Here is a 15,804-nt window from a genome sequence, read left to right as displayed (position 1 = left end):
TTTTACCGCCATTGTTGGTGACGAATTAACAAGAAAATAAATATCGGTGCCCCTAGCGTTGCCGTAATAACACCAATAGGAACTTCAGCATTGGCAATTAATAACCGAGACAGTAAATCTGCAGTTAATAACCCTAACGCACCCGCCACAGCAGAACCAATTAATAATACGCGGTTATCTGTTAAACCGCTTAATCTCAATATATGAGGAATAACTAAACCAATAAAACTTATTGCCCCCGCTATCGCCACACTAAGACCAATTAATACACCACTAATAATAATTAATATAACGCGCCATTTATGAATTGAGATACCTAATTGATAGGCTTGTACCGTTCCCAATGAAAGATAATTTAGTATATTTCCTTGAAAAAGTGCCCAAATTAAAAATGGTAAACAGCCAATAACAAGGCCAATTTGATGCCAACCAATCCCACTAAAACTTCCCATCATCCAATACAATAACTGTCGCAAATCAAGATTACTGCTCATATACACCATCCATGTCATACAGGCACCACTAATCACACCGAGTGCAACACCGACAAGCAATAAACTGGAGTTATTCAAGTTCTTACGACGAGCAAAATAGAGCAATATGGAAGTAAAAAATAGTGCTCCCATAATTGAGCTAATACTTAATAGCCAATAATGCGTCACGCCTGAAGACAATAGTACCGTAAATACCACAGCAACACCCGCACCATTGCTTACTCCCAATAATCCTGGTTCGGCTAATGGGTTCTCAAATAAGGCTTGCATGATAGCACCTGTGACTGCAAGAGAAGCACCGACAATTATCACGGCTAATAGGCGCGGAAAACGAATTTGCCAAACAAAAAGCTGGGCACTTTCCCCTACCAATTGGTTTGGCCAATACCATATTTCCCCAACACAAAGGTAAAAAACGGATACGATACACAGACTGATAACCACCATAATAATCAAGCGTAAATCTGTTACCTTCTGTATATTTTTCAAACGCTCCAGTTGGTTAGTTATCATGATAATAAATGTTTTTTCATTAGGTTAAGGAATTATAGCTTTTTATGTAAGAGATAGCATATGAATGAATCTAAACTCATTTTGTTTTTTTTACTTTGGAGTAATACATATGATTTTTTCTAAAATAAATAATGATGCAAATACTATACCCCCTAATAAAGCACAATCGTCTGAGCAAAGAAAAAATACGTCTTTTACTCATTCGATAAAGGCCATTAAAAATACAGGAATGAATTTTTTTATATCTACTTATCAAAAATTCACATTCATGCTAAGACATATGTTTGACAAAATTGAGATTATAGATAACCCAGTATACGTTAAAAATACTACAAACTTACCACTATCTCTCAATAATCCCCCCCCTGACAACTCTGTAAATCAACATCTTGTCCCAATTCATACTGAGCAGCCCCAGAAATACAGCGAACTTAAAACAAGTAATTTGTCAAACCATAGCCCAGTTAAAAAAGAGGCTTGTGATGCCGAAAGGATCTACTTAAATAATCAGAAATTAATCAACCAGTATCCTGGCGTACCCGAGGATAAAAAAACAGAATTTCATTCCATGAATACGATGATTTTTGATTTACTAAGTAGCCCGACACATATTAAACAAGAAGGTATCTTCAGGAAGAGCGGTGCTAGTACTAAGATATCTAATCTTTTAGTGAAACTCACCAATAACCCAAGCTTTAGTCAACAAGCACTAGAAGATAATCACTTGACGCAAGATGAACTTACAGGTGCGATTAAAGCATTACGAAACAAAATATTAATCAAGCAGCCAAATGAAGAACACAAACTTAAAGAATTAATAAATAAATATAAGGAATCAATCCATCAAGAAAATGAAACAAAAGAACATGTTAAAAATATGGCGCCGAACAAGCGAGATAAAATTTTACGGATAGCCAAAAACAATGCGGATGAAAGATTACCTGAGCTGCAAGAACTACCATTGCATCTACAAATTTGTATGCCACTGTTTGTTAAAATTGCTATGCATTCAAAAGAAAACAAAATGGAACCAGAGAATATTTCCATAGCTATTGGCGGAGGGTTGTCATCAAATAAAAGAACAGCTGATGAAGAAAATAATTTCAATAAATTAAGTAAAGCGAAACAAACTACATTCATGATGGAAGAAAAAGCTCTTCATGATTACGCGAATAAACTTCTTACGACGCTAATAGATAGAGAACTAAAACAATTTGTGTGACCCAATAAATATCCTCCGGCATAGCCGGAGGTTTTTAATATGCGCCTATAAGGCTTTGTTACCAGCCGCGCCCTAACAGGCGCATAACGGCTCTGACATTTGCATCTATGGATTACTTACGGCCCGTAAACGGGCTGCCCGGATAGGGGAGCGACAATTGCTCTCCCAATTTATCCTGTTCTAACTGATGTTTTATATATTCTTGTATTCGTTTCGTATTCTTTCCTACCGTATCAACATAGTACCCTCTGCACCAAAACTCTCTATTTCGATATTTAAACTTTAAATCCCCAAATTGCTCATAAAGCATTAGACTGCTTTTTCCTTTTAAATACCCCATAAAGCTCGAAACACTCATCTTGGGTGGGATTTCTAGAAGCATGTGTATGTGGTCAACACAACATTCTGCCTCCACTATCCTGACATTTTTCCACTCACACAATTTCCTTAAAATACTACCTATCGCCCTACGTTTTTCACCGTAGAAAACTTGCCTTCTATACTTTGGGGCAAAAACAATGTGATATTTACAATTCCATCGTGTATGCGCTAAGCTCTTTTCGTCCCCCATTGGGACCCCCTTTTGATTTTTTGTTTGACTCTTGCAGTTGCCAGACCGCAAGGTGTTTTAACAAATCAAAAGGGGTTTTAATATCTTATTCAAAGCTGAAAGCTTTACGGAACCCCCAGCCTAGCTGGGGGTTTTCTATACACAAAAACAAAAGACCGCCTAGGCGGTCTTTTGTTTTTATATAACTGATTGTTTTATAGATGGATTTATAAAACGTCATCCACATTACATCCACATGTAACCCACTTTTAGCATTAGCCCCTTGCAATAAGGGGCTTTACTTATCGTTTAAAGCCGACTTTAATTTATTCTCAATTCAATAAGGGGAAATATAATGCTTAGAATATTTTTTGGTGATGTAAAACACACTACGAGTACCAATTTTTTTACCCAAGTTAAAAAACTTTTTATTTGCTCTGCGTTTTCCGTATTTGCATTGATGGTTGGTATCAGTTCGGCTTCTGCTGCACCGTACCTCAAATCAAGTGAAGATTGCACAAAGCAAAATGAAGTTTACGCAACAATGAATGATGCAATGGAATATTTCAGTGATTATTATCCTGAAAATAACACGCTCGAAATTATTAGTGAGTCACCACTAAAAATTAGATTATCTCCGCAAGCTGTTAGTAATGATATTGTTGATGTAAAAGAGTTATTAACTAAGCGTGCTGTTGTCTATGGTGTTTACCGTGCTTTGATTAATACACCTAATGATAAAGTTACAGTAACATCCTACTTGGTAGATTTTGACGGTAAAAAGCTGGAAGATTCACCAGAATATACAACAACTATCACTAAACCACAGGCATTAGAGATCATTAAAAAATATATTCCGGTTAATAATTTGAGTGAACTAACCGATGATAGTTGCTCTTTTACTTCGCAATTCAATGAATTACGATTTGATGATAGCGGTAAAAAAGGCTTTGATACCTTTTTCAATGAATTGATTAGTGTTTCTAAGTAATATTTAGCCCCTCAATTGAGGGGCTTTGATTTCTATAATGCTAAAGACGGTTGTTGGTATTTGTTCGGATGCGGCTCAACAACATTAACGCGCGTGGGTTTAACAACAATTTTTGTCACTGATTCGTGACTGACAAATGTGCAACCACAATTAATATTTTGGCATTGGTTGTAGCGTTCTTTGGTTTCGGATGAGACTTGATAGGAGCTACGTGTATGTGCAGCATGACCGCATTCTGGACAATTCATCATGATAGATTACCTTTTGTCATGATGTTGATGTTATGTGAATTATATCATGTGTTTTTATACAGTCTAAAAAATTATTCGTCAGCTATATCTAAATCCGAAATTTTCACCTCTAACTCTAATGCGGTTGTAAAACCACTGTCATTCAGTGAATGAACGACTCGCGTTAATATCCAATCCGCGTTATCAATTTCGGGCTTAAATCCACTCACGGTGATAGGCATTTCTGGGTAAAGCTCTGCGCGGCCTACTGCCAATTGAATCGAAAATGACGCAACACCACGTTGGATTTTTTCCCAGTTGGCTTTTGCTGCACGAGCTGCATTTTCTTTAGTCGCGTAAGTATGGGAAAGTGTCAGGACATTCCCTTGCTCACCTGCTAAATATTCCCCTTGTTTTTCTTTCGGTTTGGCGGGTTTTGCCGGTTGTTTGCTTTTTCGCTTACGTTTTACCGTCACTGTTTTTTTCTTTTTCGGCTCACGTGTGTCAAGCCAGTTAGCAATAACACCGGTGTATGCACCACGATCGGCCAGCGAAAAACGGTGACCGTCACCGACTGAGCGAGTAATGTGCATAGTTTGAATGGGCTGACCACTGGCGGTTAAGCCTTGGCCTTGTTTCATAAACAGTAAATTCCCGTTTTTAACCGCGACGATTGCCCCCTCGGATTTCGCTACTCGCGTTAAAAATGAGCCGTCCGATTCGTTGGTTTGGTCGATATGAGCGAGTTTAATTTTATCTAATTTTTCATCAATAACCGCCTTTAACTTATTGCGTTCCGCCAAGGTGCGTACAATATCGCCCAACGATTTTTGATGGTAAGACTGCTCACGCTTGACGTTTAAAGTGTCGCGAAAGTCCGCACTACGCCCGCGGATCGTGAGCTTATCTGGCACGCCGCTATGTTCAACCTCATCAACCGTAAACGTCCCCTTGTAGATCAGCGGTTCGTTTTTCCAACCAAGATGCAATGACAGGGTTTCACCTCGCTTTGGTAAGGCGAGTTGTCCGTCGCTATCATCCAATTCAATATCTAATTGGTCAGCTTCAAAACCGCGGTTATCCGTCATAGTTAATGACATTAAACGCCCCTGAATCAGACTATTAATATTTTCACCGCCGGCCGCAAGCACAAATGCAGGGGTTAGTTCATCCTTGGTTAAAAAACTCATAGCGGTAAGGCTCCGCGAATATCATTGAGTTGCTGACCTAGATCGCCAAACATTTGAGACAGCGATTCGTCCGTGCGTTTTAATTTCAGCGTAAATTCAATTTTTCTGGCCGAGCCATCATCAAAAAAAATACTTTTCGATTGGGTGATTTCTTCAATCACAAACATACCGTAAATGGTGCCTGAGCCATCAATCAGCGACCATGCTTTCCCCGTTTCTGCCATTTGCTCCAATACCAGCAATGACAGTCTGCCGCCAGTCAGTGACGGAAATAATGAGCCACTTAATGTGATATCGTCATTATCAAGGCCGATAAATTGAACTGCGGGACGTTTGCCGACACGATTATTCACGCCATAACGGTATTTTTGGTTAATTTGCATCATCTGGTAAGGCGTTGTATTTAATTGAAAGACAAACAAGCCTAGTGCTGCCATTGCCATAATTAATCGTCCTCGCTGTCTTGATACCGACTCAGTCGTCTTGCCTGTTCACGCCGTTGGTTTTGCTCTAATTGTCTAGCAACTTCTCTTGCAATATCGTTTGCTGACTGATTCGGTAATGGGTAAACATTGATAGTGACCGGTGCAGTATTTGCCGCATGATTGCTTTGGTTTATGGTTGTTGGCGTGGATTGATAGTTATTTGCGGGTAAAGCATAAGGATGTATGGGTTTTGCTGTCGCGGTCATAGAGCCGATGGTTAATGCCGCCGCAGCCAGTGTAGCAGTTTTTCTCCGGCTAGTGATATGAGCTGGCCCATTAACAAGCTCGGGTCCATATTCCCCCGCAATGCCGAATTGTCCACGTGGGATAAATCCGCCATTGTCGAACATGCCCACACTCTTCATGCCAGCTTGAATAACGGTCACTTGTGACATGGCGCGCACAGCTTTGGTTTCATCCGAAAGCATCCAATCGGGCAATATGTTTGTGGCCATTTGCTTGAGTTCGGCAAATTGGGCTTTCAGTGATTCCCACTTTTCCAGAATGCCGTTTTTCAGGCTATCAATGATCTCACCGCCAATTTGTTTAAAGCGTTCCGGTAAACCTTTAACATCCGCGACAATCTGCTCCCACTTATCAGAAATGGCTTTCTTCACTAATGCCCACATACGAGAAGTGATAGCGACAATCTCATCCCAGTGCTGATAAACCAGCCCGACAAGCCCCCAATTCAGCACATAGGATTTAACCCCCTCCCAGAATTGGGAAAATATATCTGTGACTCTGTTCCATAATTTTTTAGCGTACGGAACGATATCATCCCAATATTTATAAATCAGGTAAGCCGCGCCAGCGATAGCCGTGATAATTAAGATAATCGGGTTAGCTAATAGCGCACGGCCTAGCATCATAAATGCCGTTCCAATTAACTTAATAGGCTTAATCAGTAATGAGAGAAAGCCGCTGCCTTTGATACCTAATACGGACAGACTTAATTTCGCCATGGCGAGTGGGCCAATTAATGCCGCAATCATCAATGTGATACCGCCACCAACGGCCAGCACCGCACCTAATCCCAACGTGATCATGGTGATTTGTTTGACCAGTTCAGGGTTTTTCTTTGCCCATTGGCCAAACTTCGAAATGAGATCAGTGACTCGTTTAGTGATATCCCGCAAAGGGCTATCCGCACCACCAAAAACTTGTATCCCCACATCTTCATAAGCCGAGGTTAAGTTTTTTAAGTCGCCATCAAGGTTATCTGTCATGGTTTTGGCGACTTTTTCTGCTTCCCCTTTAGCGGCTTTGATTTCAGCAATCATGGCCTGCAACTGACCGGAGCCAGCTTGGTCAACCAATACAGAGAGGGCAGAAAATGCCTCTTCACCGGCAATATGTTTAAACAGTCCAGCACGCTCTGCCGTACCCATTTTTTTAGTTTTTTTGTCTAGTTCGGCGAGTATGTCGGTAAATTGGCGCAAATTACCTTTGGCATCACGGGTTTTAATTTTCAATTTATCAAGGGCTTCACCAGCCATTTTCGGCGGCTCTGCCAAGCGCCCTAAAATAGAGCGTAAGCCTGTACCGGCCATACTGCCTTGAATACCCGCATCACCGAGTTTACCGGCGGCAACGGCGGCGGTTTCTAAATCGACACCGAGCCCCGAAGCAACCGGCGCAACATATTTCATCGTGTCACCAAGCATAGTGAGATTGGTGTTAGACCGCGTAAACGTGGCGACAAGGGCATCACTGACACGGTTCATTTCATTAGAATTCATCTTAAAGCCGGTCAAGATGTTGGAACCAATATCAGCCGTGGTGGCCAAGTCAATATCACCGGCCAATGACATGGATAAAGTACCGGACATGGCATTTTTAATTTGTTCTGGCTTAAAACCAGCCATGGCATAGAACGCTTGTCCTTGTGCAACTTCATTAGCGGTGAATGCGGTTGTCGCCCCAAGGTCTCGCGCTTGTTCCCTTAACATCTTGTAGTCGTCGGAATTTTTATCAAGGCGGGTTAAGGCTTGCACTTTCGACATGCCGATTTCAAAATCATAGCCGGGTACTAAGACTTTTTTAGCCGCATAACCTAACCCCACACCGGATGCAAGCATACCCGCGCCGCTACCGGCCATTTTATTACGCACGCCCATGGCATTTTGATAGCTATTTTTTGCCGCAGACATTCGCTTTTCTTGGTTGGCTACCCGTTTTAGTTGCTGCTCTTGTTGCTGTAATCGCCGGCTTGTGCTGGCAATGTCGCTATTTAATTTGATTTGGGCTTGGCTTAGCTGGCGTGTTGAAATCCCACTGCCTTTTAGGGCTTCCCGTTGGCGCTGCAATGAGGCACTCAGTGTGCCGGTTTCAGCTTTGAGTTTTGCGGCCGCCGCTTTTGCGCGGTCAAGCTCCCGTGATTGGGCCCTTGTGGGATTTTGAGCGGTGGATAATTCACGTGCTAGCCGGCTAACTTTGGCGGTAGCCTGTTGATACGCTTGACTAGCACTATCAAGGGATTGCTTGGTTTTCTTAAACCCGTCAATTTGCTTGGCTTGGTTGTTGAGCTCTTTGAGTTGTTGTTTAGATTGGCGGAGGGTTTCCGCCAATTTTTTATTCGACGTTTGAGCGCTCTTAAACGGTTTCGTAAATTTATCGACGGCGCTTAAAATCACCTGTAAACGTAAATCTTTACTCATCTTCTACACCGCTACGTTTAAGGGCGTGATAACGCCATTCTAATAATTCAGTCAGGGAAAATTCATCGGTGACAGCGGGTGACCAGTGAAAAATAGTGGCAATATCTGCCACTAAATCATTGACGGTTAATCGTTCTGGAAATCCATAGTCACCGACTTCGGTAACAAAAAAAGCACAAGCTCTTTGGTTAAATTCAGCATATCGGCTGGGTTCATCATGATTAATTCGGGTTTCGTCAATGCCGGTGCGGTGACGCGGGGTAATACCAACATCGCCGAATCCACATCCATTTCCATCAGTGCGGCTAAACGAACACCACGCAATGCGCCAGAATTGGGTTTACGTACCACAATCTCTGTTACTGTGGTTGTTCCACGCGTGATGGGTTCATCTAGCGTGACGGTGATTTGATTTTTTTCTACGGGTTCAGTCATTTACTTTTCCTATAAACCTAATGCGGCGCGTTGTTCTTCTAGGCGGTCAACACCATCAACTTTTTCAATCATATTGAGTAAATCAATCTCAATGAGTGTTTCACCATCCCAAATGAGTTTGTAATACGTGGCATTAAAAGGCGCTTTGACTTGGGTGTTTTCACCGGCCTTGCCATTACCGGAGTCAATTTCACTGAATCGACCCCGTAACACGACCTCAACGGCGGTGTATTCTTTGGTATCTTGGCGTTGATAGGCACAATTGAGGCGCAACATCACGCCATCAATTTGAGTGATCCCCCATTGCTTATAAAGCTGGGCTTCTAAGCCCCCGAATGTTAATTCGGCTGATAGAGCATCATCTTCTAAGCCCATATCAATTTTGACGCCGCCATTCATGCCGCCGCCGCGATAGGTTTCAAATTTACGGGTGATTTTCGGTAGCGTGATTTCTTCAATACGCCCCATATAACTTTCACCCTCATTGAATAAATTTAAATCTTTAAGTTTGCGTGGTAAGGCCATGATTACCCCTTAATTTTTGAGCCAAAATCTAATAAATAGCGGTCAGTGATACGCTGACGTAACAGTAAGTTTTCCAGTGGGGGTACTGCTGTATAGTCATAATCAATGTATAACTTGCCGCTTTTCAGCTCTTCTTTTGTGTTAACGTCTGGATCGAACCAACATTCACCGCCTAATAAATAGCCTTGCGTTGTCATGCTGCGCAGTTTTGCATTGATACTTTCGATAATGTCACGAGCCAGTGAGGGATTGAGCGTGCCGTCAATGGACCAGTCTAGCCCCTCGGCGATGGTGTCGGATAACACCTGTGCGGTGCGGGTGTAGGACTCAAAGGCAAACAACGGATCATCAGAGCAAGTACGGGAGCCCCAAAACTTGAAGCCGTTATTGCGAATTAGCGTGGTGATATCGTTTTCGTTAAGTAAGCCGGCATCGGTGGCAGGGTCTTGTAAATCCCATGACACATCGGCAGAAATGCCCGTTACACCATTAACGCCCACGTTAGACAAGGTTTTATGCCAGCCAATTTCATTATCTATTTTGGCACGTAAGCCCAAGGCACACGCGGTGGCGTAGATATTACTTTCTGCGTTCGCGACAGTGTCCCAACTTTGAAATTCAGGCCAGATCAACATTAATTCACGTTGATTAAAGTTCTTGCGGTAATCAATCGCATCCGAAATGGTTTTACTGCCATAGGCGCAAATGTAAGCCATGGCACGCATTTTTTGCGCGATACCGGCGAGCGTTGATGAAACCGCCTGTGTATCGTGAGCCGGTACGGCTAGAATGCGAGGTTTAACACCTAAGCGGCCTTGCGCCACGGTTAATGCCTGCAAGCCGGTTTTGCGGCCATCGGGCGTGGTGCCACCAATAATATTGGATGTGGTTTCTGCTTCGCTTTCGCCTTGTTCAACGCGTACAACCACGGTGACCGGTTTTGATTGGTTACCAATGGAATCTAATGAACGAGCCAGTGTGCCGGTTTCGCCCGCTTTACCCGCTGCATTTTTAACATCAGTAATTAAAACAGGGGTATTGAGTGGAAAGGCTTTTTCGTCTGCATCATCGGCAGTACACACCATTCCGACAATGGCGGTGTTGATGGTGCGAATAGGTCGCGTGCCTTCGTTGAGTTCAATCACTCGCACGCCGTGGTGATAATCTTGAGCCATTACTAGCGTCCTCTATTTTGCAATAGCTCAATTTTGGGTTGGGGTTAACGCAAATGCACGAAATGGGCGTTGTGTCAGGGATGAAACAAAGCCCCGTTGATTGGGGCTCAGAATAGATTAATGTTATTCGGGTTTTTCAGGCCAATCAATATCTGGTGCGAGTGAAGTATCAACACGGTTTAACAAAACACGGTATGTTTTCCACGCTGTTAATTTTGCTTGGTAATCGTCATCATCAAGACCGACTTCAATGGCATCTTGTAAATACGTGATAGTGGCATTCGCTTCCTCTAATCGCTGCGCCTTTTCCTGCTCTGCTTGTGCAACCAATACCGCTTTTTGAGCTTCAGTATCTGTTACCCATTTTTTGCCGTCCCACTTATCAAATTCTGTTTTCGGCTCTAAGAGAGTTAGCGTATCGGGCAAATCGCCAATAAAATCAATTTCAATCGGTTGGCGGGTTTCTGTGCTGTACGCTGTTTTACCTCTGTTATCTGTCACGATTTCCCACTTAGAGCCATCTTCACTACGCACCACCGCAAAGCCCGCTTTTGTCGGTAGTTCTGGTGCATCAATATAAGCGCCGGCCGACACGCTGACATCAAAATAAATATTCTCCATGCTTGCGTTTAAATATTCACGGGTTTGTGGGGCTGCAATATAGACTTTAATCCAACCCGCTTTTGTTGCTAAGCCATTTTCGCCAATTTCGGCTTGTTCAATATCTAAATTATAGTTTTTCATTATGCTGCTCTCACGATATATAAAAATGCGATGTTGCGAGGTCGACTTTCTTTGCCGCCTGATTTCTCTGTTGTATATGTTCCGTTATAAACATTAATCGCTAGTGTCCTTAATGCAGTTTCATTTGAACTACCACTACCGTTCGCGGCTTTTAATATGATGTTGTGGCTATGTTCTTTGTTATCATCACCTTGTGTTGATAAGACACCTCTACCCAAATCAATCCCTCGACCCGCATCAAGACCACGCAGGAATTCAGAACGTAAATCAGGTAAAGCTCCTGTCGGGTATGCTTTTGCTAGAAGTGGGTATGTTGTTTTATTGAATGATTGACCATTACAGACCAAATAACCAGCGGGCGCTGTTGCTTGAGTCCAAGGGATTGGACACCCCACAGGATAATCACTACGCTCAAGATAGCCGGGGATTTTTACATTTCCATTGTGGTCTGTTTGTGTGTTTCCTGTATTATATTGCTTTATCCAAGAAACATTTTGCGTTGAACCGTCAGTCTTAATACTACGATAAAAAATGTACTCAGAAGAGCCAAACGCTTTATACTCTTGCAAGGTTCTATTATCCGCTGTTATTGTATTTATCAGCGTACCTGCGAATCCGATAGGATATTCCTTGTCCAGCGCTGCATGGGCACTGTAAGGCTGAAAGTAAACTCCTTGAGCTGTAACTTTACTGAGATTGTCAGTTTCTGTTAATCGTATGGGGTGCCCCACGCCAAAATCGCCAACACCCACGGCATTTAGATTCTTTCGTGCTTCGGTTGCATTTCGTGCACTAGTCCCACCACATGCAATAGGGATTAAACCTGCACTCATCGTACCGTCTTTATCAAATCCCCATAAATAACGGCTGGTCTTCCAATCATAAACACCGGACAATCCTGAATCATTTACATTGAAAACTTTTGATTTATCAGGTGTATAAATCCATGACTCTTTTTTATTATCACCAATTCTATATAAATTTCCGTCAGCATAATTTCCCGCAGGTGCGTAATTTCCTTTAGGTTGATATCTGCCGTCTGATTCAATTTTTGAATAGCTGTACCCAAGTGCGGCAAGTTTACCAATCTCAGTCGTAAACAAATTCAGGCTAGGGACTTTGTCGTTATCGTTACCTTTCTGGCCTGAAATATTCGCTTTATCGAATTTTTTGTTTAAATCCAGTTTGGTTTGTGCTGATAGTGCATCAATTTTTTTGTCCAGCACGGTGATTTCAGTATTCACATATTCACGAGTTGCCAGAACAACTGACGGGTCAATTTTTAACGTTACTGATTCAGTGTGGCTAACAATTAACACTATACGAATAGACTGCGTGCGGCCTGACCCCTCCGCTAATTGTGGCTTGTACGTTTCGGGGCAGTTTGCTACCGCAATTAAATTACCGGCTTTATCAAATAAGCCAATCTCACGTATCCACCAACCGCCATCCTGTTCAGGAATAATTTGTTCAGCAATGATTTGATTTTTATTTTTATCATCAATAAACAGTGTGTTAATGGCGGCTCTGCGTTTTTCAGCAATTAATTTAGTTTGATTGGTATCCGGCGTTGGCAAACTCCCGCCACCATCGCCAACCGCCATGTGTGTTAATTCAAGTTTTGTGCCTAGCGCTGTCGCTTGGGCTAATAAGTTCTCACCTAATTTTGTGAGTAAGGCAAAGTATTTCATTGTGGATTAATCCTCATTTCATCAATTAAGTGAATAGCCGCACCTTGAACATCAAGACCAGAAACAGAAATTAAAGGCGGGGTATAAGCGTAAACTGTCAATGAGTCACCGATGTAGCTAGATGCCCCGCAATAAAATTCACCGCGAGTTTCAAGTTGAATCGTTAGACCGACTAAATGACGGCTCGCCGGTTTTGCATCAAAAATCAATGCTTCTAACTCTTGATACATTTCCTCGGTGATACCCGTTTCAAGTACGCCAATATCAAGGCGAAACGTGCCGGCGGTTTCGTTGGTTTTCCACCACTCAATCACACGGATTAAATAACCCAACGGCTCAACCACACGGCGCAATGCACCAATGGTGCCCTTGTGTTTATGAATAAACATGGCGGCTTTCACCGCATCCCGTTTGGCTTTTTCCGTCCAGTTTTTATCCCACCGGTCAACACTGAACGCCCACGCCAAATACGGCAGTAAATACACAGGGCATAAATCAGGGTTCCATAGAACGCGAATAGGAATAGGCACACGTTCAATCTGCGCCAGTGATTCAGCCGCCGCGAGCTCTAACGCTGATGAACCGACAGGCAATAAACGATTATTCATCTGAGCCCCCTAGTACCACATTAATTTGTGTGCAGAAGCTAGCCTGTGTTTTATCCAGTTTGATATCTGCAACCGGCTTTTTCAGTTCGACACGTTGCACGCCTTGCACATGTAGCGCGGCATAAATGGCACTGAGGACAATGTCACGGCCTAGTCTGTGTTGCTGTGTGGCATAGCGTTTCACTTGTTCCTCAGCTGCGGCCATAATCGGCTCATATTCAGGCGAGGGATAACAGTAAATCACCGCGTCGATTTCATAGTTAACGATGGTTGCCGATTGCACTGTCACACGATCAGCTACCGGCCTAACGTCCTCATCGTTTAACGCCATATCAACTTTTTCGATTAAATCAGCCGGTGCGCTGCCGTTCCCCTCGCGGGATAAAACCGTAACCGTGACGTGAGCTGGTAATGGGCTAATCACAGAAGCGTCAGAAACCCGACCATCAGCGCTGCGAGCGTGATATTCATAGCTACCAATTGGGCCTGCTACGCTTAACGCTTCGAAAGCGGCCGGTATACGCATACGCAAATTAGAATCCGACTCATACACCGGCGCAATGGGTGGAATAGCGCTTTCATCACCCTCCGAAAGTATCAAGCGTTTCACGTTGTTATTGGCCGCGAGTTGGTCAAGGTCGGCACCAGTGGCAAAGGCCACCATGCTTGCGCGAGCCGCTTCATTGACGCGCTGACGTAAAATTAATTCACGGTAGCAATTTTCTTGTAATAATTTAGTGAGCGGCTCAGATTCTAATTCCAATGTACGGGCGATGGCTTCCCGTTGTTCTGCTGGCATCGCACCAATTAGTGCGGCTTTACGCTCGGCAAATAGCACCTCATAATCTAACGTTTCAACCACATCCGGTGCGGGTAATAAACTTAAATCAATACTGGCTGCCATCGCTACCTCACATTGACCGAAAAATTAAGTGACTGATTGGTGTCTTGGTTTGTGGCTTCAATATCCACAATCATCTGTGCAGCCTCGGTGCTATTTAGGCTAATGCGAGTTAATAAAATGCGGGGCTCCCATTTTAACAATGCGGTGTAGCACGCTGACATTAACTGCAATTTCAGCGCGGGATTTTGTGGCTGGTCGATAAGTTCTGATAATAGCGAACCATAATTTCGCCGTGCGATGCGTGAGCCAATAGGCGTGATCAAGATATCACGCACGGATTGGCGTATATGTTCAATATCGGAAAGGCACTTTCCATTTTCTCGACTCATACCGCAATATCTCATTGAGGACCATCCGTGCGACTTCCGCCGCGCTCAACACCACCATGATCGTGATCATCCAGAACAACCCCATTTGATGAAAACGTCCCATTTTTATGAACAATATCTCCGGTCATTTCGCCGCCCTCAGTCACATTGAGCGTGGCGCAAGTCAGATTTTCCGAACAAATCACTGTTGGTGTGGTGAGATTAATTTGTTTACTTGCATTGACGATAACCACATTTGTTGTGGCATTAATTTGTTCGCTGGCGTCAATTGTGGCCGTTTTAATACCTGTGGCAATTAATGCACCAGTGGCAGGTTCATATTCAATGATTGCCCCATCTGAATAAGTACGATGGTCCGCTGTGAGGGAGTCGGTTGGTTCTGAGTGTTCATTGGAAAAGATACCGGTTAGCACAAATGCCGTGGTAAGTTCGCCGCCTAAAGCAAGGATAAGGACTTGCTCACCCACGCTAGGTGCATTCATGGTGCGAGTACTACCAGCACGTAAGGTGATCCAATTTAGCCAGTCGGTTTCTAGGTTTCCAATTTGTACGCGACAGCCTTTTTGGGCATCAACGGCAATCACAACACCCACGCGGATAAGATTATTGATAAGGCGGCGAATTTCGGCAGACATGGTTTATTGACTCGCTGCCTTGACTGCTGACAAAATCACACCGCGAGCCAACCCCTGCCAAAAACACCAAAATACAAAGAATGGCACGACAACCCACTGACTTGTTATGAATAGGATAATCACACCGATCGCTGTCAATAAAATCACCGTTCGATAAATCCATTCATCAAGCGGTATGAGAAGCTTTTCGAAGCCCTCAAAGGTATATTCATAATCTTTATTGGATAAAAAAGGCGTGAGAGTAAAAAATAATTTAAAGCCGTGAAGTGAAATGTACGTATTGATGACCACCACAGAAATATAGTTACCTACGCCCGTATCAAAAAAGATAACCAGTGAGTAAATAATGATAAATAGAGTAGGAATTAGCGGAATGTATTTGCGCATGGCAACCTCAAAAAAATGATTTTCTTAAGCGTGCCA

19 protein-coding genes are annotated in these 15,804 nt (G+C 43.1%); 2 read left to right on the top strand and 17 right to left on the bottom strand.

What is annotated here, in order from left to right:
- Nucleotides 1–2: 2 nt before the first annotated feature.
- On the bottom strand, nt 3–1,004 hold the full coding sequence (btuC, locus tag CYG50_RS06545) for a vitamin B12 ABC transporter permease BtuC (protein ID WP_102140649.1): 1,002 nt from the start codon (nt 1,002–1,004) through the stop codon (nt 3–5).
- A 112-nt stretch (nt 1,005–1,116) separates the two neighbouring features.
- Between btuC and CYG50_RS06540 the strand changes: the two genes are divergently transcribed.
- Nucleotides 1,117–2,229 carry a RhoGAP domain-containing protein gene (locus CYG50_RS06540; RefSeq protein WP_168222831.1) on the top strand — a complete coding sequence of 371 codons (1,113 nt, stop codon included), beginning with the start codon at nt 1,117–1,119 and terminating at the stop codon, nt 2,227–2,229.
- Between the two features lie 112 nt (nt 2,230–2,341).
- Here CYG50_RS06540 and tnpA read toward each other — a convergent pair whose 3' ends face one another.
- Nucleotides 2,342–2,800, bottom strand: coding sequence for an IS200/IS605 family transposase (tnpA, locus tag CYG50_RS06535; protein WP_114365413.1), 459 nt, complete (start codon nt 2,798–2,800; stop codon nt 2,342–2,344).
- A gap of 334 nt (nt 2,801–3,134) precedes the next feature.
- Here tnpA and CYG50_RS06530 point away from each other — a divergent pair, with 334 nt between their 5' ends.
- Nucleotides 3,135–3,770 (top strand): hypothetical protein, encoded by a 636-nt coding sequence (locus CYG50_RS06530; protein ID WP_102140785.1) that lies wholly within the window; start codon nt 3,135–3,137, stop codon nt 3,768–3,770.
- Nucleotides 3,771–3,802: 32 nt separating this feature from the next.
- On the opposite strand, the gene CYG50_RS06525 is transcribed toward CYG50_RS06530, so the two are convergent.
- The 15 genes from CYG50_RS06525 to CYG50_RS06455 all read right to left on the bottom strand — a co-directional run bounded on the left by CYG50_RS06525 (nt 3,803) and on the right by CYG50_RS06455 (nt 15,768).
- Nucleotides 3,803–4,021 carry an ogr/Delta-like zinc finger family protein gene (locus tag CYG50_RS06525; protein WP_102140784.1) on the bottom strand — a complete coding sequence of 73 codons (219 nt, stop codon included), beginning with the start codon at nt 4,019–4,021 and terminating at the stop codon, nt 3,803–3,805.
- A gap of 71 nt (nt 4,022–4,092) precedes the next feature.
- On the bottom strand, nt 4,093–5,190 hold the full coding sequence (locus CYG50_RS06520) for a phage late control D family tail protein (protein WP_102140783.1): 1,098 nt from the start codon (nt 5,188–5,190) through the stop codon (nt 4,093–4,095).
- Entirely contained in the window at nt 5,187–5,633 is a 447-nt protein-coding gene (locus CYG50_RS06515; RefSeq protein ID WP_102140782.1) for a phage tail protein, read from the bottom strand. The genes CYG50_RS06520 and CYG50_RS06515 overlap by 4 nt, the downstream gene beginning before the upstream one ends.
- A 2-nt stretch (nt 5,634–5,635) precedes the next feature.
- Nucleotides 5,636–8,335, bottom strand: coding sequence for a phage tail tape measure protein (locus CYG50_RS06510; RefSeq protein WP_116068745.1), 2,700 nt, complete (start codon nt 8,333–8,335; stop codon nt 5,636–5,638).
- Complete coding sequence (locus tag CYG50_RS06505; protein WP_036962273.1) at nt 8,328–8,447, bottom strand: GpE family phage tail protein; 120 nt, start codon at nt 8,445–8,447, stop codon at nt 8,328–8,330. Before CYG50_RS06505 ends, CYG50_RS06510 begins: the two co-directional genes overlap by 8 nt.
- A gap of 14 nt (nt 8,448–8,461) precedes the next feature.
- Nucleotides 8,462–8,770, bottom strand: coding sequence for a phage tail assembly protein (locus CYG50_RS06500; RefSeq protein ID WP_036962040.1), 309 nt, complete (start codon nt 8,768–8,770; stop codon nt 8,462–8,464).
- 9 nt (nt 8,771–8,779) lie between these two features.
- Nucleotides 8,780–9,295: a phage major tail tube protein gene (locus tag CYG50_RS06495; protein ID WP_036962042.1), complete on the bottom strand. Its 516-nt coding sequence runs from the start codon at nt 9,293–9,295 to the stop codon at nt 8,780–8,782.
- Between the two features lie 2 nt (nt 9,296–9,297).
- Entirely contained in the window at nt 9,298–10,470 is a 1,173-nt protein-coding gene (locus tag CYG50_RS06490) for a phage tail sheath protein (RefSeq protein WP_116068747.1), read from the bottom strand.
- Between the two features lie 123 nt (nt 10,471–10,593).
- Complete coding sequence (locus CYG50_RS06485; RefSeq protein ID WP_116068749.1) at nt 10,594–11,214, bottom strand: tail fiber assembly protein; 621 nt, start codon at nt 11,212–11,214, stop codon at nt 10,594–10,596.
- Nucleotides 11,214–12,905: a phage tail-collar fiber domain-containing protein gene (locus CYG50_RS06480; protein ID WP_102140742.1), complete on the bottom strand. Its 1,692-nt coding sequence runs from the start codon at nt 12,903–12,905 to the stop codon at nt 11,214–11,216. Before CYG50_RS06480 ends, CYG50_RS06485 begins: the two co-directional genes overlap by 1 nt.
- Entirely contained in the window at nt 12,902–13,513 is a 612-nt protein-coding gene (locus CYG50_RS06475; RefSeq protein ID WP_102140743.1) for a phage tail protein I, read from the bottom strand. The genes CYG50_RS06480 and CYG50_RS06475 overlap by 4 nt, the downstream gene beginning before the upstream one ends.
- A complete protein-coding gene (locus tag CYG50_RS06470; RefSeq protein WP_102140744.1) occupies nt 13,506–14,417 on the bottom strand; it encodes a baseplate assembly protein in 912 nt (303 codons plus the stop codon). Before CYG50_RS06470 ends, CYG50_RS06475 begins: the two co-directional genes overlap by 8 nt.
- 2 nt (nt 14,418–14,419) lie before the next feature.
- The gene (locus CYG50_RS06465; protein WP_036962053.1) at nt 14,420–14,761 is read right to left on the bottom strand and encodes a GPW/gp25 family protein; all 342 of its coding nucleotides are present in this window, start codon (nt 14,759–14,761) and stop codon (nt 14,420–14,422) included.
- The gene (locus CYG50_RS06460) at nt 14,758–15,381 is read right to left on the bottom strand and encodes a phage baseplate assembly protein V (protein ID WP_102140745.1); all 624 of its coding nucleotides are present in this window, start codon (nt 15,379–15,381) and stop codon (nt 14,758–14,760) included. Before CYG50_RS06460 ends, CYG50_RS06465 begins: the two co-directional genes overlap by 4 nt.
- 3 nt (nt 15,382–15,384) lie before the next feature.
- Complete coding sequence (locus CYG50_RS06455) at nt 15,385–15,768, bottom strand: hypothetical protein (RefSeq protein ID WP_116068751.1); 384 nt, start codon at nt 15,766–15,768, stop codon at nt 15,385–15,387.
- Nucleotides 15,769–15,804 lie beyond the last annotated feature (36 nt).

The sequence above is a fragment of the Providencia huaxiensis genome (assembly GCF_002843235.3).
Lineage (GTDB): Bacteria > Pseudomonadota > Gammaproteobacteria > Enterobacterales > Enterobacteriaceae > Providencia > Providencia huaxiensis.
This window is presented reverse-complemented; position numbering and strand designations above follow the sequence as displayed.

Coding starts and splice junctions, on each gene's coding strand:
- CYG50_RS06540 (WP_168222831.1), top strand. CDS start 1,117: ATGATTTTTTCTAAAATAAATAATGATGCAAATACTATACCCCCTAAT.
- tnpA (WP_114365413.1), bottom strand. CDS start 2,800: ATGGGGGACGAAAAGAGCTTAGCGCATACACGATGGAATTGTAAATAT.
- CYG50_RS06530 (WP_102140785.1), top strand. CDS start 3,135: ATGCTTAGAATATTTTTTGGTGATGTAAAACACACTACGAGTACCAAT.
- CYG50_RS06525 (WP_102140784.1), bottom strand. CDS start 4,021: ATGATGAATTGTCCAGAATGCGGTCATGCTGCACATACACGTAGCTCC.
- CYG50_RS06520 (WP_102140783.1), bottom strand. CDS start 5,190: ATGAGTTTTTTAACCAAGGATGAACTAACCCCTGCATTTGTGCTTGCG.
- CYG50_RS06515 (WP_102140782.1), bottom strand. CDS start 5,633: ATGGCAATGGCAGCACTAGGCTTGTTTGTCTTTCAATTAAATACAACG.
- CYG50_RS06510 (WP_116068745.1), bottom strand. CDS start 8,335: ATGAGTAAAGATTTACGTTTACAGGTGATTTTAAGCGCCGTCGATAAA.
- CYG50_RS06500 (WP_036962040.1), bottom strand. CDS start 8,770: ATGACTGAACCCGTAGAAAAAAATCAAATCACCGTCACGCTAGATGAA.
- CYG50_RS06495 (WP_036962042.1), bottom strand. CDS start 9,295: ATGGCCTTACCACGCAAACTTAAAGATTTAAATTTATTCAATGAGGGT.
- CYG50_RS06490 (WP_116068747.1), bottom strand. CDS start 10,470: ATGGCTCAAGATTATCACCACGGCGTGCGAGTGATTGAACTCAACGAA.
- CYG50_RS06485 (WP_116068749.1), bottom strand. CDS start 11,214: ATGAAAAACTATAATTTAGATATTGAACAAGCCGAAATTGGCGAAAAT.
- CYG50_RS06480 (WP_102140742.1), bottom strand. CDS start 12,905: ATGAAATACTTTGCCTTACTCACAAAATTAGGTGAGAACTTATTAGCC.
- CYG50_RS06475 (WP_102140743.1), bottom strand. CDS start 13,513: ATGAATAATCGTTTATTGCCTGTCGGTTCATCAGCGTTAGAGCTCGCG.
- CYG50_RS06470 (WP_102140744.1), bottom strand. CDS start 14,417: ATGGCAGCCAGTATTGATTTAAGTTTATTACCCGCACCGGATGTGGTT.
- CYG50_RS06465 (WP_036962053.1), bottom strand. CDS start 14,761: ATGAGATATTGCGGTATGAGTCGAGAAAATGGAAAGTGCCTTTCCGAT.
- CYG50_RS06460 (WP_102140745.1), bottom strand. CDS start 15,381: ATGTCTGCCGAAATTCGCCGCCTTATCAATAATCTTATCCGCGTGGGT.
- CYG50_RS06455 (WP_116068751.1), bottom strand. CDS start 15,768: ATGCGCAAATACATTCCGCTAATTCCTACTCTATTTATCATTATTTAC.